The organism is Nostoc sp. DSM 114161 (genome assembly GCF_052692665.1).
This window is the reverse complement of record NZ_CP195141.1, coordinates 1,583,959-1,601,690: the sequence shown is the minus strand read 5'-3', so window position 1 is coordinate 1,601,690 and position 17,732 is coordinate 1,583,959. Positions and strand designations below refer to the sequence as shown.

Annotated in this window: 12 protein-coding genes; 9 read left to right on the top strand and 3 right to left on the bottom strand. The window is 42.3% G+C overall.

What is annotated here, in order from left to right; translation table 11 throughout:
• Positions 1 to 159: 159 nt before the first annotated feature.
• The 7 genes from NSTC745_RS06805 (at position 160) to NSTC745_RS06775 (ending at position 11,806) form a co-directional block, all read left to right on the top strand.
• Positions 160 to 1,206, top strand: coding sequence for a zinc-dependent dehydrogenase (locus NSTC745_RS06805; protein ID WP_445636473.1), 1,047 nt, complete (start codon positions 160 to 162; stop codon positions 1,204 to 1,206).
• A 253-nt stretch (positions 1,207 to 1,459) separates the two neighbouring features.
• A complete protein-coding gene (locus tag NSTC745_RS06800; protein WP_445636472.1) occupies positions 1,460 to 2,794 on the top strand; it encodes an inorganic phosphate transporter in 1,335 nt (444 codons plus the stop codon).
• Positions 2,795 to 2,981: 187 nt separating this feature from the next.
• A complete protein-coding gene (locus NSTC745_RS06795; protein ID WP_445636471.1) occupies positions 2,982 to 3,284 on the top strand; it encodes a hypothetical protein in 303 nt (100 codons plus the stop codon).
• 179 nt (positions 3,285 to 3,463) lie between these two features.
• Positions 3,464 to 5,854: an EamA family transporter gene (locus NSTC745_RS06790; protein ID WP_445636470.1), complete on the top strand. Its 2,391-nt coding sequence runs from the start codon at positions 3,464 to 3,466 to the stop codon at positions 5,852 to 5,854.
• Positions 5,855 to 7,995: 2,141 nt separating this feature from the next.
• The gene (gene hetR, locus NSTC745_RS06785) at positions 7,996 to 8,895 is read left to right on the top strand and encodes a heterocyst differentiation master regulator HetR (RefSeq protein WP_096534886.1); all 900 of its coding nucleotides are present in this window, start codon (positions 7,996 to 7,998) and stop codon (positions 8,893 to 8,895) included.
• Between the two features lie 509 nt (positions 8,896 to 9,404).
• The gene (locus NSTC745_RS06780; RefSeq protein WP_445636469.1) at positions 9,405 to 10,943 is read left to right on the top strand and encodes a sensor histidine kinase; all 1,539 of its coding nucleotides are present in this window, start codon (positions 9,405 to 9,407) and stop codon (positions 10,941 to 10,943) included.
• A gap of 191 nt (positions 10,944 to 11,134) precedes the next feature.
• Positions 11,135 to 11,806 (top strand): AIM24 family protein, encoded by a 672-nt coding sequence (locus NSTC745_RS06775; RefSeq protein ID WP_096534884.1) that lies wholly within the window; start codon positions 11,135 to 11,137, stop codon positions 11,804 to 11,806.
• Between the two features lie 353 nt (positions 11,807 to 12,159).
• Here the strand turns inward: NSTC745_RS06775 and NSTC745_RS06770 are convergent, their stop codons facing one another.
• The 3 genes from NSTC745_RS06770 to NSTC745_RS06760 form a co-directional block, all read right to left on the bottom strand.
• A complete protein-coding gene (locus NSTC745_RS06770) occupies positions 12,160 to 13,638 on the bottom strand; it encodes a DICT sensory domain-containing protein (RefSeq protein WP_445636468.1) in 1,479 nt (492 codons plus the stop codon).
• Between the two features lie 193 nt (positions 13,639 to 13,831).
• Positions 13,832 to 15,325, bottom strand: a complete 1,494-nt coding sequence (locus tag NSTC745_RS06765) for a UDP-N-acetylmuramoyl-L-alanyl-D-glutamate--2,6-diaminopimelate ligase (protein WP_445636467.1) — start codon at positions 15,323 to 15,325, stop codon at positions 13,832 to 13,834.
• A gap of 52 nt (positions 15,326 to 15,377) precedes the next feature.
• Positions 15,378 to 15,650, bottom strand: coding sequence for a glutaredoxin family protein (locus tag NSTC745_RS06760; RefSeq protein WP_445636466.1), 273 nt, complete (start codon positions 15,648 to 15,650; stop codon positions 15,378 to 15,380).
• 468 nt (positions 15,651 to 16,118) lie between these two features.
• On the opposite strand from NSTC745_RS06760, the gene NSTC745_RS06755 reads away from it, so the two are divergent.
• Positions 16,119 to 16,721 carry a PEP-CTERM sorting domain-containing protein gene (locus NSTC745_RS06755; protein WP_445636465.1) on the top strand — a complete coding sequence of 201 codons (603 nt, stop codon included), beginning with the start codon at positions 16,119 to 16,121 and terminating at the stop codon, positions 16,719 to 16,721.
• A gap of 346 nt (positions 16,722 to 17,067) precedes the next feature.
• Positions 17,068 to 17,631, top strand: coding sequence for a Uma2 family endonuclease (locus NSTC745_RS06750; RefSeq protein WP_445636464.1), 564 nt, complete (start codon positions 17,068 to 17,070; stop codon positions 17,629 to 17,631).
• Positions 17,632 to 17,732 lie beyond the last annotated feature (101 nt).

Here is a 17,732-nt window from a genome sequence, read left to right as displayed (position 1 = left end):
GGCGATCGCCCACCATGAAGAATGTCTGTATTTTAACCTCACTCTTACAGATGCCAACTGTTGAGCTGTTTTACCAACGAACAAAGCTTAAAAAAGCCTGATAGCCTAACGTTGACCACTAATGTTACATCTAGTATCGTTGAGCGGTGAAAAACCAACGTGAAAGCACAGGTATTTAGAGGCGTCAATCAACTTTCTTACGAAGAGATCCCAGTTCCAACCCTGGAAGCAGATGAAGTTCTGGTACAGGTGCGGGTTGTGGGGTTGTGTCAGTCAGATATTAAAAAAATTCGTTATCCACTGTATGAACCGCCGCGCATTTTTGGACATGAAACTGCTGGTACGATCGCAGCAATAGGATCTCAAGTCCAAGGTTGGCAAGTTGGACAGCGGGTAGCAGTCATGCACCACATCCCTTGTATGCATTGCGCCTACTGTCTAAATGACAATTTTTCCATGTGCGATGTCTACAAAAATATTTCCACTACCGCAGGCTTTAATGCTAGCGGCGGCGGTTTCGCTGATTATGTCAAAGTACCAGGACATATTGTGCAAAACGGCGGGTTAATTCCCATCCCTGACAATATCAGTTTTGAAGAAGCAAGTTTTGTCGAACCTACTAACTGTTGCTTGAAAGCAGTGAAAAAAGCTCAAATTGCCCCAGGACAAACTGTGTTAGTCACTGGTGCAGGGCCGATTGGGTTAATGTTTATCATGTTGGTGAAGTATTTCGGAGCAAAAGCGATCGCTACTGATTTACTGCCTTCTAGAATTGAAAAAGCATTGAATGTTGGTGCCCAGGCGGCTTTTGATGCTCGTGACGCCGATTTACCTGCCAAAATTCATGCCTTAACTGGTGGACTAGGCGTTGATGTTACCCTACTTGCTGTCCCCAGTGAAAAAGCTTTCTTTCAAGCACTTGACTGTACCCGTAAAGGCGGTAAAATCTTGTTTTTTGCTGAATTTCCTGATGAAGTTGAAATTCCCATCAACCCGAATATCCTCTACCGCCGGGAAATTGACTTAATGGGCAGTTACAGTTCATCTTATCGGCTTCAGAATTTGTCAGCCGATATTGTATTTAATCAGCGAATTGATGTGAAAGCATTAATTAGCGATCGCTATCCATTAAAAGATTTATCAGCAGCTGTAGAAGCGGCGATCGCACCGACAGCGCAAACTTATAAAATCTTAATTTATCCGTAAAAGCGAGATGGGGGGATGGGGAGGTGGGGAGGTGGGGAGATGGGGAGATGGGGGGATAGGGGGATGAGGGAGTATTAAGATTAGTAGCTTGAACCTCTGAACTTCATCGCTGAATATCTGAACTTCATCGCTGAATATCTGAGCTTCAAACTTTTAGTCCTAATATTTCCTCATCTCCCCATCTCACCATCTCCCCACCTCCCCACCTCCCCACCTCCCCATCTCCCCACCTCCCCATCCCCCCATCCCCCCTATGCCCTTAAGCCTACTTTTCGTCGCCCTACTAGCCTTCTACGTGGCTTGGAATCTCGGAGCAAATGATGTTGCTAACGCAATGGGAACTTCTGTAGGTTCCAAAGCTGTGACTCTCAGACAGGCACTAATAATTGCTGGGGTATTAGAGTTTACGGGTGCTGTCTTGTTTGGACATCAGGTAACGGAAACCCTAGCAACAAAAATTGCTAATCCCGCTTTATTTGCTGCTACACCAGAAATACTTGTTGTTGGAATGGCTACGGTGCTGGTTTCTTGTGGTGTGTGGTTGCAAATTGCCACATCGCGCGGTTTACCAGTGTCATCTTCTCACGCGGTTGTGGGTGCGATCGCTGGGTTTAGTTGGGTAGCTTTGGGAGTAGATGCAATTGATTGGTCATCAATTGGCATGATTACCGTTGGCTGGATTTTAACGCCTGTAATTAGTGGTGCGATCGCAGCTTTATTTTACAGTCAAATTAAGCACTGGATTTTAGAGCGACCCAATCCAATATTGCAGTTACAAGAATGGATTCCCTGGTTGAGTACTGTACTCATAGGTGTATTTGGTGTAATTGTATTACCTTCAGTAACTCAACCGCTGACAAATTTCTTAATTGAGCAAGTCGGGTTAAACCTACCCTCTTACGACATTCCACTTTTAACTGGTGCAGTAGCAGCAGTTGGACTCACAGTTATTAGTTGGCGACAATTGGAAGACAAGGGGACAAGGAGAGAAGTTGGAGCGGAGGAAACCTCTGCTCCAAACTTCGGAGGACAAGGAGACAAGGAGACAAGGAGAACAACTCCTAACTCCCCAGTCCCCAGCCGCGTAGAACGCTTATTCGCCCGATTCCAGCTGCTGAGTGCTTGCTTTGTGGCTTTTGCTCATGGTTCTAATGATGTTGGAAATGCGATCGCTCCTTTAGCTGCGATCGTTTACATCCATCGCACTGGTAGCGTACCTACCGATGGTATCGCTATCCCTATCTGGATTTTGATGCTTGGCGGTGCTGGTATTGTTGGGGGTTTAGCTGTTTGGGGTAAAAAAGTTATTGCCACCATTGGCGAAAATATCATTTCTTTGCAACCTAGCAGTGGATTTTGTGCAGAACTGGCTACTGCTACCACTATTCTGATTGCCTCTCGGCTAGGTTTGCCAGTCTCCACTTCCCATGCCCTTGTCGGTGGTGTCGTGGGTATTGGATTGGTGCAAAATATTAAATCGATTAAGTTCAAAACTCTACAAGGTATTGCTGCCGCATGGGTAATTACAATCCCTGTTAGTGCAGTCCTCAGCGCTGCCCTCTTTAGCATTGCTCGGACTTTATTTTAGAAGAATTCAGAATACAGAATCAATTAGTGAATACTGGGGTTTGCTACTCTCTGAGAGCCTAATTCCTTACTCCCCACCTCGATCCATAATTTTTGGCTTGCCAGAAGACTAGACAACACTAAAAAAAGGGTGTTTTTGCAGAATCGCTGCTCATTTATTAGAATGTTGTGCAGGGAATCGCGTAACCTTGAATTTCTACGAGAAGTATACTTTAATCTCCATTGGAGATGTAAACTGTCACTCAAGTTACATTCCACACAAATTTACAGCTAGTTTCGCAAGTCAGACAAATTTGTGGCGATCGGGCACTCAAAAGCAAGTCTTCGATCGTAATATTGCCACCGAAACAATAAATATAGGACTTACGCAAATCGTAATTTTGAATTTCCAAACAAATCTGAAACCGGCGAAAAACCGGGGCGCTCAATTGCGGCGAGCTAGATTTCTCAATCTCTGGCTTTCTGAAATTAGAACAGAACGCGATCTATAATTTGCCACTAAGGGTTGATGCTTTGCCAACCCTGTGTCTAGGGTGACAGAATTACGTTGAAATGCGGAAGTGCTGTTAAAATTTTTAATTTATCTGACAAAATACAGGAAATTAGTATGAGTGCCAATCAAGTCAACGCGAAGCAGCTTTATTGTCAAGGCGTTAGAGGTTAGAAGCTAATGGGGCGATTCGAGAAGCAACCAGAAAACCCGCGAATCAGAGGCGAACTCTCAAGAGCCGCGGAAAATGCTCTTTGGGCTGTAGTTGAAGACTTAGAAAATCTCCAGCAGAACGTCCTCAGAGCATTGCAAGAAGACATCAAGCGGCTTCAAGCAGAAAAAAATCGGTTATCTGATGACATTCAAAGTTTGCAGGAAGAAAAAGAGCAATTACAACAAGTACGGCAAATTACTGAACAGCAAGTATTAATTCGTCAGTTGGCAGAAGTTCTGGCAAAGCATATATCTTCACAACTGCAATCCTCTCTGGCAAATTTAGCTACGGAAAATATAGAAGGTAAATCTTACGAACAAGCTGCACTGAAATCCGCTGAAGTGAGCAGCAATGTAGTAAGTGAAATCAATGAAAAAGTCGAACACATGTTTGACAGTCTTGATGACACGGTAACTATCACATTTAATTCGCTGCAACAAGAATTAAAGAATTATCAAAGTAATCTTTCTCAACAGCTGTCACGGATGTACAGCCAACAGCAGCAAGGGGAAGCGATTTTGACTGAGTTTGTGAATCGCTTGCACGGACAACTAGAAAAAACTATAGAAGAAAGTTCGCGTAAAGCACCAACAACAGGTACGCCCACTGTTTTGCAACTGACGGAACCGGAAAAGAACACTTTTTTGGAGACATCCCCTGAGTTTGGCGAAGTAGTCAGGAATTCCCCTGAGCCAATTTTTGAATCGCAGTCTGCTGCTGTTGAAGAAAAAGCCATCAGCGACGACTCCTCCCAAAACCAAACTCCAGCAGAGGAAAAGGTCATTGAGCGAATTTTCGTTGTCAGCAACGACTTATCTCAAAGCGAAACTCCTTCACAGCCTGCTGTTATAGTTCCACCACCAAACGAAACTCGACTACAGCCTGGTGTTATAGTTCCACCGCCAAAGGAAAACACCACTGAGCCAATTTCTGTTCTCAGCAATGACTTATCTCAAAGCGAAACTCCACCACAGCCTGCTGTTATAGTTCCGCCACCAAAAGAAACTCCGCCACAGCCGCAAGAAAACGTCAGCAACGACTTATCCCCAAACGAACAGCTAGTTCCACCACCACAGGAAAAAGCCACTGAGCCAATTTCTGTTCTCAGCAACGACTCCTCAGAAAGCGAAACTTCATCAGAATCTGCCGAGACATCAACTCCACAGGAGCAACCAACACAACCGTCACTAAAAATTAATGCTCCCGAACTAGCTTCTGTCCTCCGCAAAAGCGTGCCGCAGAGCAGAGCTAAACCCACACCTGTGACTGCACTAGAGCCGCCGAAAGAAGCAAAAACTTCGACACGGCGATCGCGCAATTCCTCTGGCTTGTCCGCGATCCAAGTCGGTTTTATACTAATTGTTTTGTCCACAGTCATATCTTCGCTTTACAACGTAGCCATTAAGGTGATTTTCCACGAAGGTTCCCAGATTTTCGGTGTAGTAGAGGTAGAGCGTTTGCTACCGCCGACTTTAGGGAATACTTTCTTAATTTTGACCATGCGCTTTATGGTGGTAGTACCGCTATTGGTACTGTTGTCGCCTATACTGCATCCCACACTATGGCAAGATTTGGAAAACTTGATTAATTCAGTGCGAGGAAACCCTACACCCACAAATGCAGGTACAAAGCAGATTTTGGTGTTGTCAATTGTCAGTGGGTGCTTTTTATTTTTGTCTCAAGTGCTAATTTATATTGCCATTGCTCAAGTTCCCACTGGAATTGCGATCGCACTTTTCTTTATCTATCCAATGGTTACCGGTTTATTCTCGTGGTTTCTGTTTCGCGATCGCCCCACCGTATTTCGTATAGGAGCGATCGCAGCAATTTGCTGCGGTGAATTATTGGTTTTAGGAACTTCTTCGAGTACTGGTTTTGGTAATACTTCACTAGGAACTAGCGCCGCCATTATTTCTGGCGTAGCTTTTGCTGCTTACATCATTCTGACGCGGGTCTGTGCGAGTAAACTGCATCCGGTAACTTTTACTTTAATTAACTTCGCCACCATGTTGGTGTTGAGCTTTATTTGCTTGATGTTACCTTTACCAAGCAATTGGAACTTGCTCATTGACCCCACAAAAATGCTGGAACTAATTTTAAGCGCATTTATTTTGGGCGTGTTGACTCTTTCTGGCTATTTGCTCAACAATGCCGGAATTGCTAAATTAGGTGCCTCACGTTCAGCCCTCATCGGTGGCAGTATCCCTGTTTTAACGGTGATTTTCGCCGGGTTAATCATTCAAGAAAATTTAGATATCGTACAAATTCTAGGAGTATTGTTAGTAACTTTTGGCGCGGCGGCTTTCAGCTTTGAAACAATGCGAAATCAGGTTAAACCCTCTACTCCCGCCAATTAAATGACCAGTTCAACCAGCCCAGGCGTGATGGTAGCTACAGTAGCTATCATCACATTTTTGCTTGCATACTCACTGAAACAGTAGACTTCTTGCAGAAGTCGGGAAAAGGGGAAAGGGGAAAGGGGAAAGGTTTGGTATTTTTCCTTTCCCCTTTAACCTTTTCCTACAAAAGTGCAAAAAGCAATGAAAGCAAGAGGTTTATTGTTGTGCCCTTACCAATAATTGATGTCCCGCAAACATTATTTGAATTGGTAAGCAGAAACACTAAATTAAACTAAAAAAAGGTTGCCGGGTTTCGACTCCGCGGAAGTTGAGCGTAGTCGAAACTCAACCCTCGTCTTCTCAGGGTTCGAGCATTGAGCGTACCCTACCCTTCTCCTAACGGAGACGCTGCGCGAACGGGAACGCCAAGGGCGAACGGGATCTTGCTTGGCGTAGCGTCTCCCCTTGGGAGAAGTCGAAATGCGTCTTCTAAATAATTGTGTCCGCCTACTTATGAGAAGCTAGCTATTCTCCTTTTCCCCTTGTCCCCTTGTCCCCACTCCCCACTCCCTTTGTATTTTTAGAGATTTAGCCTGATCCAGATAGGAAAACACGTATATATGAGCAGTATGAGTAGGACTGACTCAAGGAATTGAGCATGATTACTTGCCTATGTAAACAAGATTTGCAAGGAGTTGAGACAATTGCAGCACGTTTTGGAATAGTAACACCAATGTCTAGGCTAATGCCAATTTGAACAATGTACTACCTTGAAAACATTTTCTAAACTGTTCCACATTTATTAAGACTGATGCAATTTTGAGATCGGACTTTTATTCAATCGGGCGAAAAAACTCGCCCTCAACTTGAAAAAGCTAATTTCTTATTCCCTAAATTTTATATACACAAGGCTTAATCGCCTCTGTAGCCACTCACTGCCTATGGCGTTTGGGCTGTGGTTCGCCCACCATATAAATAATTGAAAAAATCAAAGCTAATTTTTATATTTGTGTTTCTCAAGGTTGTTCGCAATCAAAGGTACAAATTGCAAATAACTGGACTTTTGATTTGAATCTTGACCTTTTTTTTGGTGTCTATGCTCCTATATTGACTCCCATAAACGGTAAAAATTTAAAATACTTTCATCAAAAAAATATAATTTTATCAACAAATAAATTTTAGAAACTATCTAATCTAGTCCAAGATATTTTATCATATTTTTGAGTAATCGCTATTTTTACGGCGAAGTAAAACCTAATATCTGCGCGGTGAAGTCTTTGTGTGTTGCAGCTTTCGGCGTCAGGACAGTAACACAATAAAGATAAATCATCTCTGATTTTTTAGCTTTTTTAAAAAATCAACAAACCTTGACTTTTTCAAAATATAAATTGTTTAAATCCAGATAAATGATAAACTTTAAAAGATATAAATATGTTCTCAAAGGAAAAATGATGATACAATGATTAGCGATGTTTGAAAAAAACAGGTATTTTGAAATTGAAATTATTTGTTCCACTTGATGTCTACAATTTTTCGCCAGCGAGCTATAGTGCCGAAACATCACTCTCTGATTGCGAAGAAGATGATACTTCACAACTAGCCATTTGACTGAGCTTGTGAATTTTGACACACCTGGTAAGCGGTTTCCTTGTAGATCGCTCCGGATTATTTCCAGTCGATTGCGTACTACAAATAATTCGTCAAAGCTAAATAAAAACCATCTTTTTCGATATAGATATCCCAGATGAACCGCGTAAACTAGTTTTTACTTTGAAGTAGCTAGCATCATGTCATAATTAGCCCTAAGAAGCTTGACATTGTTGCTCTTGAAGGACAACAAACTAGAAAAACCTAAAGAACTTAAAAGCTTTGTAGATTACTTGTGACACAGTTGACTTTGAGAAGATAAACCACCGTCAAGGTAGACATGGTGATGTCTTCTCATATTCTGGACAGATGCAGGGATATTTATAGTAACAACACTAGATCTGCCTCTATACCAGAAAATATGCGATAATTGTAGTTTGAACTACCACCGATATCATAGTTATCGCATACTAATATAGTCTGAAGTAAAGACATTGCCTTCAGCCAGGTGTATACTACCTATTTTCACTCGATTAAAAACTGTGTAAACGTGCTATTCAATTGTCTGTAATATGAGTAACGACATAGATCTGATCAAACGTCTTGACCCCAGTGCGATGGATCAGATCATGCTTTATCTGGCTTTTAGTGCCATGCGGACGAGTGGGCACAGGCATGGGGCATTTTTAGACGCAGCCGCAACAGCAGCCAAGTGTGCAATTTATATGACCTATCTAGAGCAGGGACAAAACCTGCGAATGACAGGACATTTGCACCATTTGGAGCCAAAACGGGTAAAAATTATTGTAGAAGAAGTTAGACAAGCGCTAACTGAAGGGAAACTACTAAAGATGCTGGGTTCTCAAGAACCTCGGTATCTGATTCAATTGCCTTATGTCTGGTTAGAAAAATATCCTTGGCAGCCGGGGCGATCGCGCGTTCCTGGTACTAGTTTGACAAGTGAAGAAAAAAGACAAATTGAGCAAAAACTACCAAGCAATCTACCTGATGCCCAGCTGGTTAGCTCGTTTGAGTTCTTGGACTTGATCGAATTTTTGCACAAGCGATCGCAAGAAGACTTGCCACCCGAACACCAGATGCCTTTGAGTGAAGCTTTAGGCGAGCATATCAAGCGCCGTCTGCTCTACTCAGGTACGGTAACCCGTATTGATTCTCCTTGGGGAATGCCCTTCTATGCTCTGACTCGTCCTTTTTATGCTCCAGCAGACGACCAAGAACGCACTTACATCATGGTAGAAGATACGGCTCGGTATTTCCGCATGATGAAAAATTGGGCAGAACGACGACGAAATGCCATGCGCTTGTTGGAAGAGCTTGATATTCTTCCAGAAAAAATGGAGCAAGCTATGGAAGAATTAGATGAAGTTATCCGCGCTTGGGCAGATAAATATCACCAAGACGGAGGTATTGCAGTGATTTTACAGACAGCTTTTGGCGAACGAGAAGACTAGCACAATTGTGCAAAAGTTTAAATTTCCAAAAGCGTCTAGTAAGGTGAGTTCGATAACCTCTCTCCAGTTCCTCTTTGTGTTGGAGAGGAGAATTATAGTTTTTTCTTTTATTTGAATCACATCATCGCTAGGGGCGCATAGGTGTCATTGGTGTCAACTTAAGCTTAAACGCTTGTTCCACAATCGTTTTACCCCACCCCCAACCCCTCCCCTTGCTAAGGGGAGGGGAGGTTTTGGCTTTAGACAAAACCGGGGTGGGGTGACACAGATGGTGATATTGAATGAGTGAATTCAAAACTAAGTCATGATAAAGGTTTCGCGTTAAGTTGACACCAGTGCATAGGTGTGCGCCCCTAAACTACGATTTTTCAATCTCCAGCGGAAATTGCACCCAAATTGTTCGGTTCTACGACTGTTACCTGTACACTAATGAATATAACCTCTTAGGTAGTAGTGTAGTGTCTACCCTAGACGCTATTCGTCGCTCTTGAATTAAGGGGTGAAAACTTGTGTACCAATGGGTATTGCCAAGTCTTTTGGAAATCTTGGCACAAAATCAATCGAGTGTAGCTGAATGTTCACCTGCAAAAGCAGAGCGGCAGTGGCGTGTCAGCCTTGCAGCAACAGAACACTTGCTATTAAACAGTTTAGCAACTTTTTCAGGTGACACGACCCAAGGATTAGTTTTAGCCGCACCAGCACCATTATTTAGTCAGCCAAAACTGGCTCAAAGCTTACAGACAGTAACTTTTACAGCAAAACCATTTAACCCTTTGGCGCTGATGCCATTTCAGATGCCAGATGCGATACCTGGGTTGGACTGCGCCAACGCGTCTCAAGATTGTGAAGTCGCTCCTTGTGAATCCGTCCTTCCTTTACTACCCGCCGATCCATTGGTGGCGGAACAGTTTTGTTTAGTTTTTACAGATAAATTTACATTAGTACTAGTTTTAACAACACACAACAACGGTAAAAAAACCTTTTCATTTTCTTTTGAGCCAGAGGTAGTACAGCAGGCTTGGCGATCGCTAGGAGCGCGGGTAATGCTGACTAATCCAGAATTTTTTACCAAACTAGATACATTAGTACAACACTATTCTCCAGTAGCACCAGATTACCGCATGGTGGTTCAATTTAGCCAGCTGTTACTTGCTGAACTAACAGAACCAGAAGAAACTAGGGATTCATTTGTGGGGGTTGGCAACAAAGAAGACAAAGAAAATAACCCCCCATACCCAATGCCCTATGACGCCACTTGCTACAAGTCGGCACAGCCGCCCAACGCAGTGGCTCCCCAATGCTCAATGCCCAATCCCGATGTCGAATTGCTCCAAGCTTTTGCTCACGAAGTTCGTACACCTTTGACGACTATTCGTACTATGACTCGCCTACTCTTGAAGCGGCGGGACTTAGCCCCTAGCGTTATTAATCGCTTAGAAATTATCGATCGCGAGTGTAACGAGCAAATTGACCGTATGGAGTTACTGTTTAAAGCAGCAGAGTTGGAAACTTCTGCGCCAGTAAAATCTTCCAAAACTCAACTGACACCGATGTCTTTAGATCGAGTGTTGGAGCAAAGCATTCCCCGTTGGGAACAAGCAGCACAGCGGCGGAACTTAACTTTAAATGTAGTTTTACCCCAGCAACTACCGACTGTGGTTAGTAACCCCAGTATGCTCGATCGCGTACTTACTGGTTTGATGGAAAACTTCACTCGCAGTCTACCCCCTGGTAGCCACATTCAGGTACAGGTAATTCCGGCTGGAGATCAACTGAAGTTACAATTATCGCCGCAACTGTTGTGTAAAGATACAAATAAATCCGATACACCAGCAACGCCGCCAATTCGTAAAGCCCTCGGTCAACTGCTGATGTTCCAGCCAGAAACAGGTACGATTAGTTTGAATATGGCTGCAACCAAGCATTTGTTTCAAGCGATCGGTGGTAAATTGATTGTTCGTCAACGTCCGCACTATGGAGAAATATTAACAATTTTCCTCCCCTTGGAAGTTAGCAGCGATCGCGAAAAGCTAGGAGTTAACAGTTAGAAAAATACCAATGGTTAGGGCGGACAAGATGTCCACCCCACAAGAAAAATTGAATCTTTTTTATTTGGAAGTTCCTATCTAACTGTTGCCTGTTCCCTTTTAATTGCCATATCTAAAAATAGATGCCAAAAATGTATATAAATTCTGGCCAAGAACCAAGTATACATTTTGGCAGAAATCAAAAGGAGAATATGGCAATTTTTGAAGTTGTTGAACGAGAAAGTTTACGTTTAGTCAAAGTAACTTTGCAAAACGAAACAGTACGGACTGAATCTGGTGCTATGTACTATATACATGGCAACATTCAAATGGAATCTAAAGCTCCTTCAGCTGGTGGATTTTTAAAATCTTTAGCCACGGGAGAAAATATTTTCCGTCCTACATATACAGGTACAGGTGAATTATATTTAGAGCCTTCTTTATCCGGCTATCACATCTTAGAATTAGACGGTAGCGAATGGATTTTAGATAGTGGTGCTTATTGGGCGAGTGATGGCACCGTAGAAGTAGGTGTTGAGAGAAACAAGTTAGTGTCAGGCTTAATTGGCGGCGAAGGCTTGTTTCAAACCAAAGTCAAAGGCAGGGGTAAAGTGGTGATGGTAGCACAAGGCCCTGTAGAAGTAATCAATTTACGAAATGACCGATTAGTTGTTGATGGAAATTTTGCGATCGCTCGCACAACCAGTTTAAATTATCGCGTGGAAAAAGCTACCAAATCTTTTTTTGGTTCAATGACCTCTGGTGAATTTCTTGTCAATACTTTTGAAGGAACTGGTACTGTATTGCTAGCTCCTGTACCTTATTGGCAAGTCATGATGCTCCGCCAAATTATCGCCTCTATCCCAACACCTTCTAGCAAATAATTATCATTACAGCACTTTTCATTTGGATGGAATACATGCTTGAATACTAAATTATCGTAAGGGCACAACAATGCTAAAGCCCCTACTGTGGTCTATTCAACTGCAAATTGCTGTAAGTTAGAGAAGATAAGGAATTAAAAAAGAATCCAGAATTGAGAATTCAGAATTCAGAATCAATTAGTAGAGTCTTGAGAGCGGACACTAATTGTAAACCAGGACATTTATTTTATAGGGCACTGAAACTAAGTTATTCAAACGTTCGCAGACAGGGCAAATCGCTAGTCTATCCGTCAGCCCTATAAAATTTATTCTGAATTCTGACTCCTGAATTCTGACTCCTGAATTCTACTGTATCACTCATTTGCAGTAGCGATCGCTCCTGGAATGTCACTGACACTGGCTAATTGCACTGTAAATGTGGAACCTTCATTTACTTTACTTTTCACAGAAATAGAACCACCAGAGCGTAATAGCAATTGCTGTACAATTGTTAACCCCAACCCAGCACCACCTCGATCTTCAGCTAGTGTTGTTCGCACGCGATAAAAGCGATCGAAGATTTTGGGGATTTCGTGATCGGCAATACCAATACCTGTATCGCGGAATTCTAATTGCACGCTATCGCCTTGAGTGCGGGCACGTACCCAAACTTGGCCCCCATTGGGGGTAAATTTAATACTATTGTGCAGCAGATTAATCACAATTTGCCTCAAACCACCGCTGACGCACCAAACAGCTGGAAGTTCGGTAGGTACAGTGTAAGCTAACATAATTCCTTTTTCTTGGGCTACAGGTTGGTACGTACTGACAACTCCAGGGACAATATCCGAAAGACGCACTGATTCTAAAGTTGTAGCTTCTAAATCGCGTTCGAGTTGCACGAGATCTAACAAACCAGTGATTAAGGAATTTTGCTGATCGCACTGGGTATTTAATATCTGTAAATAACGTTGTCGCTGCGGTGGTTTGAGATTCGGTGAATTCAATAACGATAGTGCTGTTTTCATATGGGTCAAGGGTATACGCAGTTCCTGACAAACATTTTTTAGGTATTCATCTTTTAGTTGTTCCTTGTTGTGCAGTTCTTGATTTTGTTGCTGCAACTTTGTCGTGCGTACTGTGACGATTTGACGATTAATTTCATCTTGGCGCAGGAGTTGTTTTGCCAATAATTGATTCATTAATGCAGGTTCAGGCACAGTCGGACAAATAAAATCAGCAGGTATAATTGGAGATGATTCTGGCGTAGCTGCCTGTTGAATACCATTTAATACTTGCTGAATTATTCTCCCTTCAACAGTGGTAATAATCAACAACGGCTGATTTTTATTAGTACTTACTTTCCCAGAAGTTTGATTTTTGCGTTTTTTCAAAGGGCGATGAGCCAAAATTAAACTACAAAACTGGGGAGACAATACCATCAGAAAATTTTCCCGTCGCAGTTGGCTATGGGGTGGTAGGTAAACCGGGACGTGATGCGGAGATGAAGAAGACGGAGTGACGGAAAGATGCGGTGACGCGGAGAGTTCTTTCTCCGCGTCACCGTGTCCCTGCGTCGGCGCATCCTCTTTATTCTCCTCAATTTGGCAAGTATAGATGAGGCTAGATGCACCCACCGAGGATTGATAACGGGCTAATTCTAATTGCCAAATTTTTTCTGGTGGTAGCTTCACCCATAAAGTGGCTGCAATTTGCTGCTCAATGAGTAAGTCAATTTGCGCTCTCACCAGAGATAGCAGAGTAGCCGGACTGAGGGACAATGGTTTAGGAGGCGCTTGCACTCCCATAACCAGTTGATAAACAGACAGATCCTTAGCTAAAGAAACATTCATGAGTCAAGCACAATAGGGATGAAGCAAAGAAATAATTCTGTCTTCGATTTTCACCTTTAAACGTGCATTTTTTACAAAATCTCCACGGTAAGAAACGTGAAGCATGAAAAAATGAGGGGAGATGGGGAGATGGGGTAAAGATTTCTTCACCATCTTCCCACACCTCCCACACCTCTAATGCCTCTTCCCCAAATTATCCTAGTCTTGCCTGTAAAGCTTCGCGTGCGTGTTCTCGGTCATCAAAATGGATTTTTTCGGTACCGAGAATTTGGTAGTCTTCGTGACCTTTACCAGCAAGTAGTACTCCATCACCAGGTTGTGCTTGTAAAATAGCGGTACGAATTGCGATCGCCCGATCGCAAATTACCGTTGGCTGCACGGTTTCGGGAATTCCTGCCAAAATATCCTCTAAAATCCGTTCTGGGTTTTCGGTACGGGGATTATCCGATGTCACTACTGCCACATCAGCTAATTCCGCCGCTATTTTACCCATTTTTGGGCGCTTGGTGCGATCGCGATCGCCGCCACAACCAAACACACAAATCATCTTACCACGTATAAATGGACGTGCGGCTTTCAGTAAATTCTCTAGACTGTCTGGAGTATGAGCATAATCTACAATTACGCTAATATCTTGATTAGAAGCAATTTGCACTCGTTCCATGCGTCCGGGGACTCCGGGAAATTCCGGTATCGCAGATGCCACTAATTGCAAATCTAAACCTAAGTGTAAAACTGCCCCTACCGCTGCTAAAAGATTTTCTAAATTATATTGACCAACTAAAGGCGATCTAAAAGCTACATCACCTTTTGGTGTATGCAAAGTTCCGCTGACGCCATTCGGTTCGTAACTTAAGTCACTCATCCATAAATCGGCGGTGTTGTCGTTGACACTATAACTCCAAACTTGTTCTGGATTCAATGAAGCAATTAAACGCTGACCGTAGGAATCATCAGCATTAATTATCGCCCGTCCCTTGAGATAATTAGGGCTAAATAACAACGCTTTGGCGGCAAAATAATCTTCCATATCTCTGTGGTAGTCGAGATGGTCTTGAGTAAGATTACTGAATACCGCAACTTCAAATTTACAACCCAACACTCGACCTTGTGCCAAAGCGTGGGAACTAACTTCCATCACCCCAAACTCATTACCAGCGTTTACAGCTTCAGCTAGCTGTTCTTGCAGTTCCACTGCAAACGGGGTTGTGTGGATAGCAGTTTGTTCAAAACCAGGCCAACGAGTGTAGAGAGTTCCCATCAAAGCTGTAGCTAGATTAGCTTTGGCCAGCAGAAATTCAATTAAATGGGTGGTTGTAGTTTTGCCATTAGTACCAGTTACACCCACTAGCTTGAGTTTTTGCCCTGGATAACCGTAAAAAGCGCTGGCTATCTGGGCACAAGCTTGAGTGATATTACTGGCGCTAATCACCACAGCTTCATCTGTGGGAGGATGTTTTTGCGCTGCTTGCGGAGAGATAATTGCTGCCACAGCCCCGGATGCGATCGCACTAGGCCAAAATTCCCCACCATCAACCCGCGTTCCTGGCATTCCAATAAACAAATCTCCCACACCACAAGCATGGGAATTTGTCTTCAAACCCCTAACTTCCGCATCCTCCAAAGCCGGATGGCTAGGTAATTGTTCAACACTGTCTACCGCTGTTAGTAATTCCCGCAATTTCATCTTGCGAACCTCGTCACAAACTTTTCTTGCGCTTATTCTGCATTATTTTTTTCTAATTGGCTAAATACTTACTCAATATTTGCTCCAACTGTTGCACGCTTGCACGAGGAGAAGGACGCGGTAAAAGTTGCTGTGCGCCCTCTGCGCCTTGGCTGTTCGATAAAAAAAGTACTGGCACCTCATACTGATACGCACCAAACCAATCTTCACGAGTCGTAATATCTCGAATTTCCAACTCAAAACTAAGAGTTTGGATTTGTTCGAGCTTTTCTTGCAAACCCTCACATAAATGGCAGCCAGGTTTACTGTATAAAATCAATCGCATTTGCTTCTACTAAATTTGCTGATGTCAAATATAGACTGAGATATCTCGTTTTTATCCAAAAAAAAGAGGCTCCACGTCTCACGGCGTTTATAAACCTCTGACAAAGAATGCTTGAGCTTGGCTCATCTACATCTAATTTTTACATTTCCTGAGATTAATAAATTGATTTATACCAAGATAACTGGTAATGTGTTTTTATCTGCACAGATAATTATAAATTCAAACACGACAAGCCTTTTAAGTGGAAAACAGATGCTATTTGAGTGTTATTTAGCCCAAATTAACACAATTATATACTAACCAGTAAAAAGCATTCGATTGGTAATTACTCAAGTAGCATAACTATCAATTTCGAGTTTTGTTTTCATGAGTAAATCTTGTATCAGAGCATTCAAATTGCAGAGAAAAGTCAAATAACTAAGTTGTCATAAATCTTTAATAGTTTGTGTTTGAGGAGTCATCAGTTTTATGTTAGAAACCAAGTTTTTTCAAAAACCATTAATGGTTATTCTGGGGTTAGCATTAGCTACTGTTTCTACTGCTCAACCCTCTAAAGCTGCTGTCTTTACTTATCAGGATGATACAACAAATGAACCGATTTGGCGGCGTGTCGCACCAGGGAATCCTCCTACTCTTATCAGTGGTGAAAGAGATGGGAATATGGGGATGAGCGTACCTTACAGTGTATTTGATTTTACAGTTGATAAATCGGGTTTATATACTATCAGCGGTGACTCTGAACCTACGCCACCTGCAAATAGAAAATGGGATATTTTCTTAGCTTTATATGAGGATAGTTTCAATCCTACTCAACAATTAACTAATGTTCTTGTAGCAAGTACTACTATTAATGGTAGTACTGTTACTTTCAACCGAGAACTCGTTATAGGACAGAAATATTTTTTAGTTACTACTGGTCGTCGAGTGAATGATTTTGGTCGGTTTAGCAACACAATAAGTGGTTTGGGCCAAATTACACCAATTCCTGAATCAGATTCGATACCTGCGGCATTAGTCGTGGCTGGTATAACTTTACTACTGTATAAGCGAAAAGTAGGTTTAAAAATCTAAGGCTTCTAAATCATTTGTAGGTATATACTTACAAAATATTTATGGCTGCTATAGTTGCACTCATATAATCAGAATAATCTATACTTTGATAACTGCTTTTGGGTTAAGAAGAATAGTAGGTTGGGTTTCGCAGTCGCTTATTGCATCATAGATGAGTTGCTCAAAACGCCACACTCACCCGTTAGCGTAGCGTGTCGTTCCAGAAGGGAAGTGTTTGGAGCACGTCACAAGTCATAATAGAGATATTAGTTATAAAGTTGCTAATTTTAAATTTGAAAAAAGTTAGAAGCTGCTAGCTTCCTGAAACTCAAAACAAACCGTGATTTTGCACAGGGAGATAACGACCATGACTCAAGTAAAATCTCAAATCACACTAGAAGAATTCCTAGCACTCCCTGGAGGTGAAGGAGATATCACCTACGAATTAGTTGATGGCGAATTAAAACCCAAAATGGCACCAAAAAGATTCCATTCACGATTAACCCTTGCTCTGAGTATACTTTTAACGCAATGGGCACAAAACCGCGGTGAGGTTGGTATTGAGTGGGCAATTACTTTAAAACGTCGCGGTCGAGACTGGGCGCCAGTACCAGACTTACTTTATGTCTCTTACTCTCGGCTTAACAGTGACTTAATTGAAGATAAACCTTGTCCCATACCTCCAGATTTAGTTATTGAAATTATCTCTCCCGACCAAACTTTTGGAGAAATGAGTGCAAAAGCAACAGATTACCTAAATGCAGGTGTTCTGAGAGTTTGGGTTGTGGATGCAAAAGCTAAAACAGTCACTATTTTTTATCCTGATGCCCCGCCTCAAACAAAAATTGGTGCAGATATTATAGAAGATTCTCTACTTGAAGGACTGCAAATTACAGCAGAACAAATTTTTCAACAAGCAGGAATTCCGTAAATTAGAATTCAGAATTCAAAATTCAGAATTAACGAGTTACGGAATTCAATAGACATATTTCTATGCCCCGATTTGTGGAAATGGCACGAACAACGGGAAGC

What these genes read in the sequence shown, in the direction of transcription:
- NSTC745_RS06755 (WP_445636465.1), top strand. Translation starts at nt 16,119, where the DNA reads ATGTTAGAAACCAAGTTTTTTCAAAAACCATTAATGGTTATTCTGGGG.
- hetR (WP_096534886.1), top strand. Translation starts at nt 7,996, where the DNA reads ATGAGTAACGACATAGATCTGATCAAACGTCTTGACCCCAGTGCGATG.
- NSTC745_RS06765 (WP_445636467.1), bottom strand. Translation starts at nt 15,325, where the DNA reads ATGAAATTGCGGGAATTACTAACAGCGGTAGACAGTGTTGAACAATTA.
- NSTC745_RS06750 (WP_445636464.1), top strand. Translation starts at nt 17,068, where the DNA reads ATGACTCAAGTAAAATCTCAAATCACACTAGAAGAATTCCTAGCACTC.
- NSTC745_RS06790 (WP_445636470.1), top strand. Translation starts at nt 3,464, where the DNA reads ATGGGGCGATTCGAGAAGCAACCAGAAAACCCGCGAATCAGAGGCGAA.
- NSTC745_RS06775 (WP_096534884.1), top strand. Translation starts at nt 11,135, where the DNA reads ATGGCAATTTTTGAAGTTGTTGAACGAGAAAGTTTACGTTTAGTCAAA.
- NSTC745_RS06760 (WP_445636466.1), bottom strand. Translation starts at nt 15,650, where the DNA reads ATGCGATTGATTTTATACAGTAAACCTGGCTGCCATTTATGTGAGGGT.
- NSTC745_RS06770 (WP_445636468.1), bottom strand. Translation starts at nt 13,638, where the DNA reads ATGAATGTTTCTTTAGCTAAGGATCTGTCTGTTTATCAACTGGTTATG.
- NSTC745_RS06800 (WP_445636472.1), top strand. Translation starts at nt 1,460, where the DNA reads ATGCCCTTAAGCCTACTTTTCGTCGCCCTACTAGCCTTCTACGTGGCT.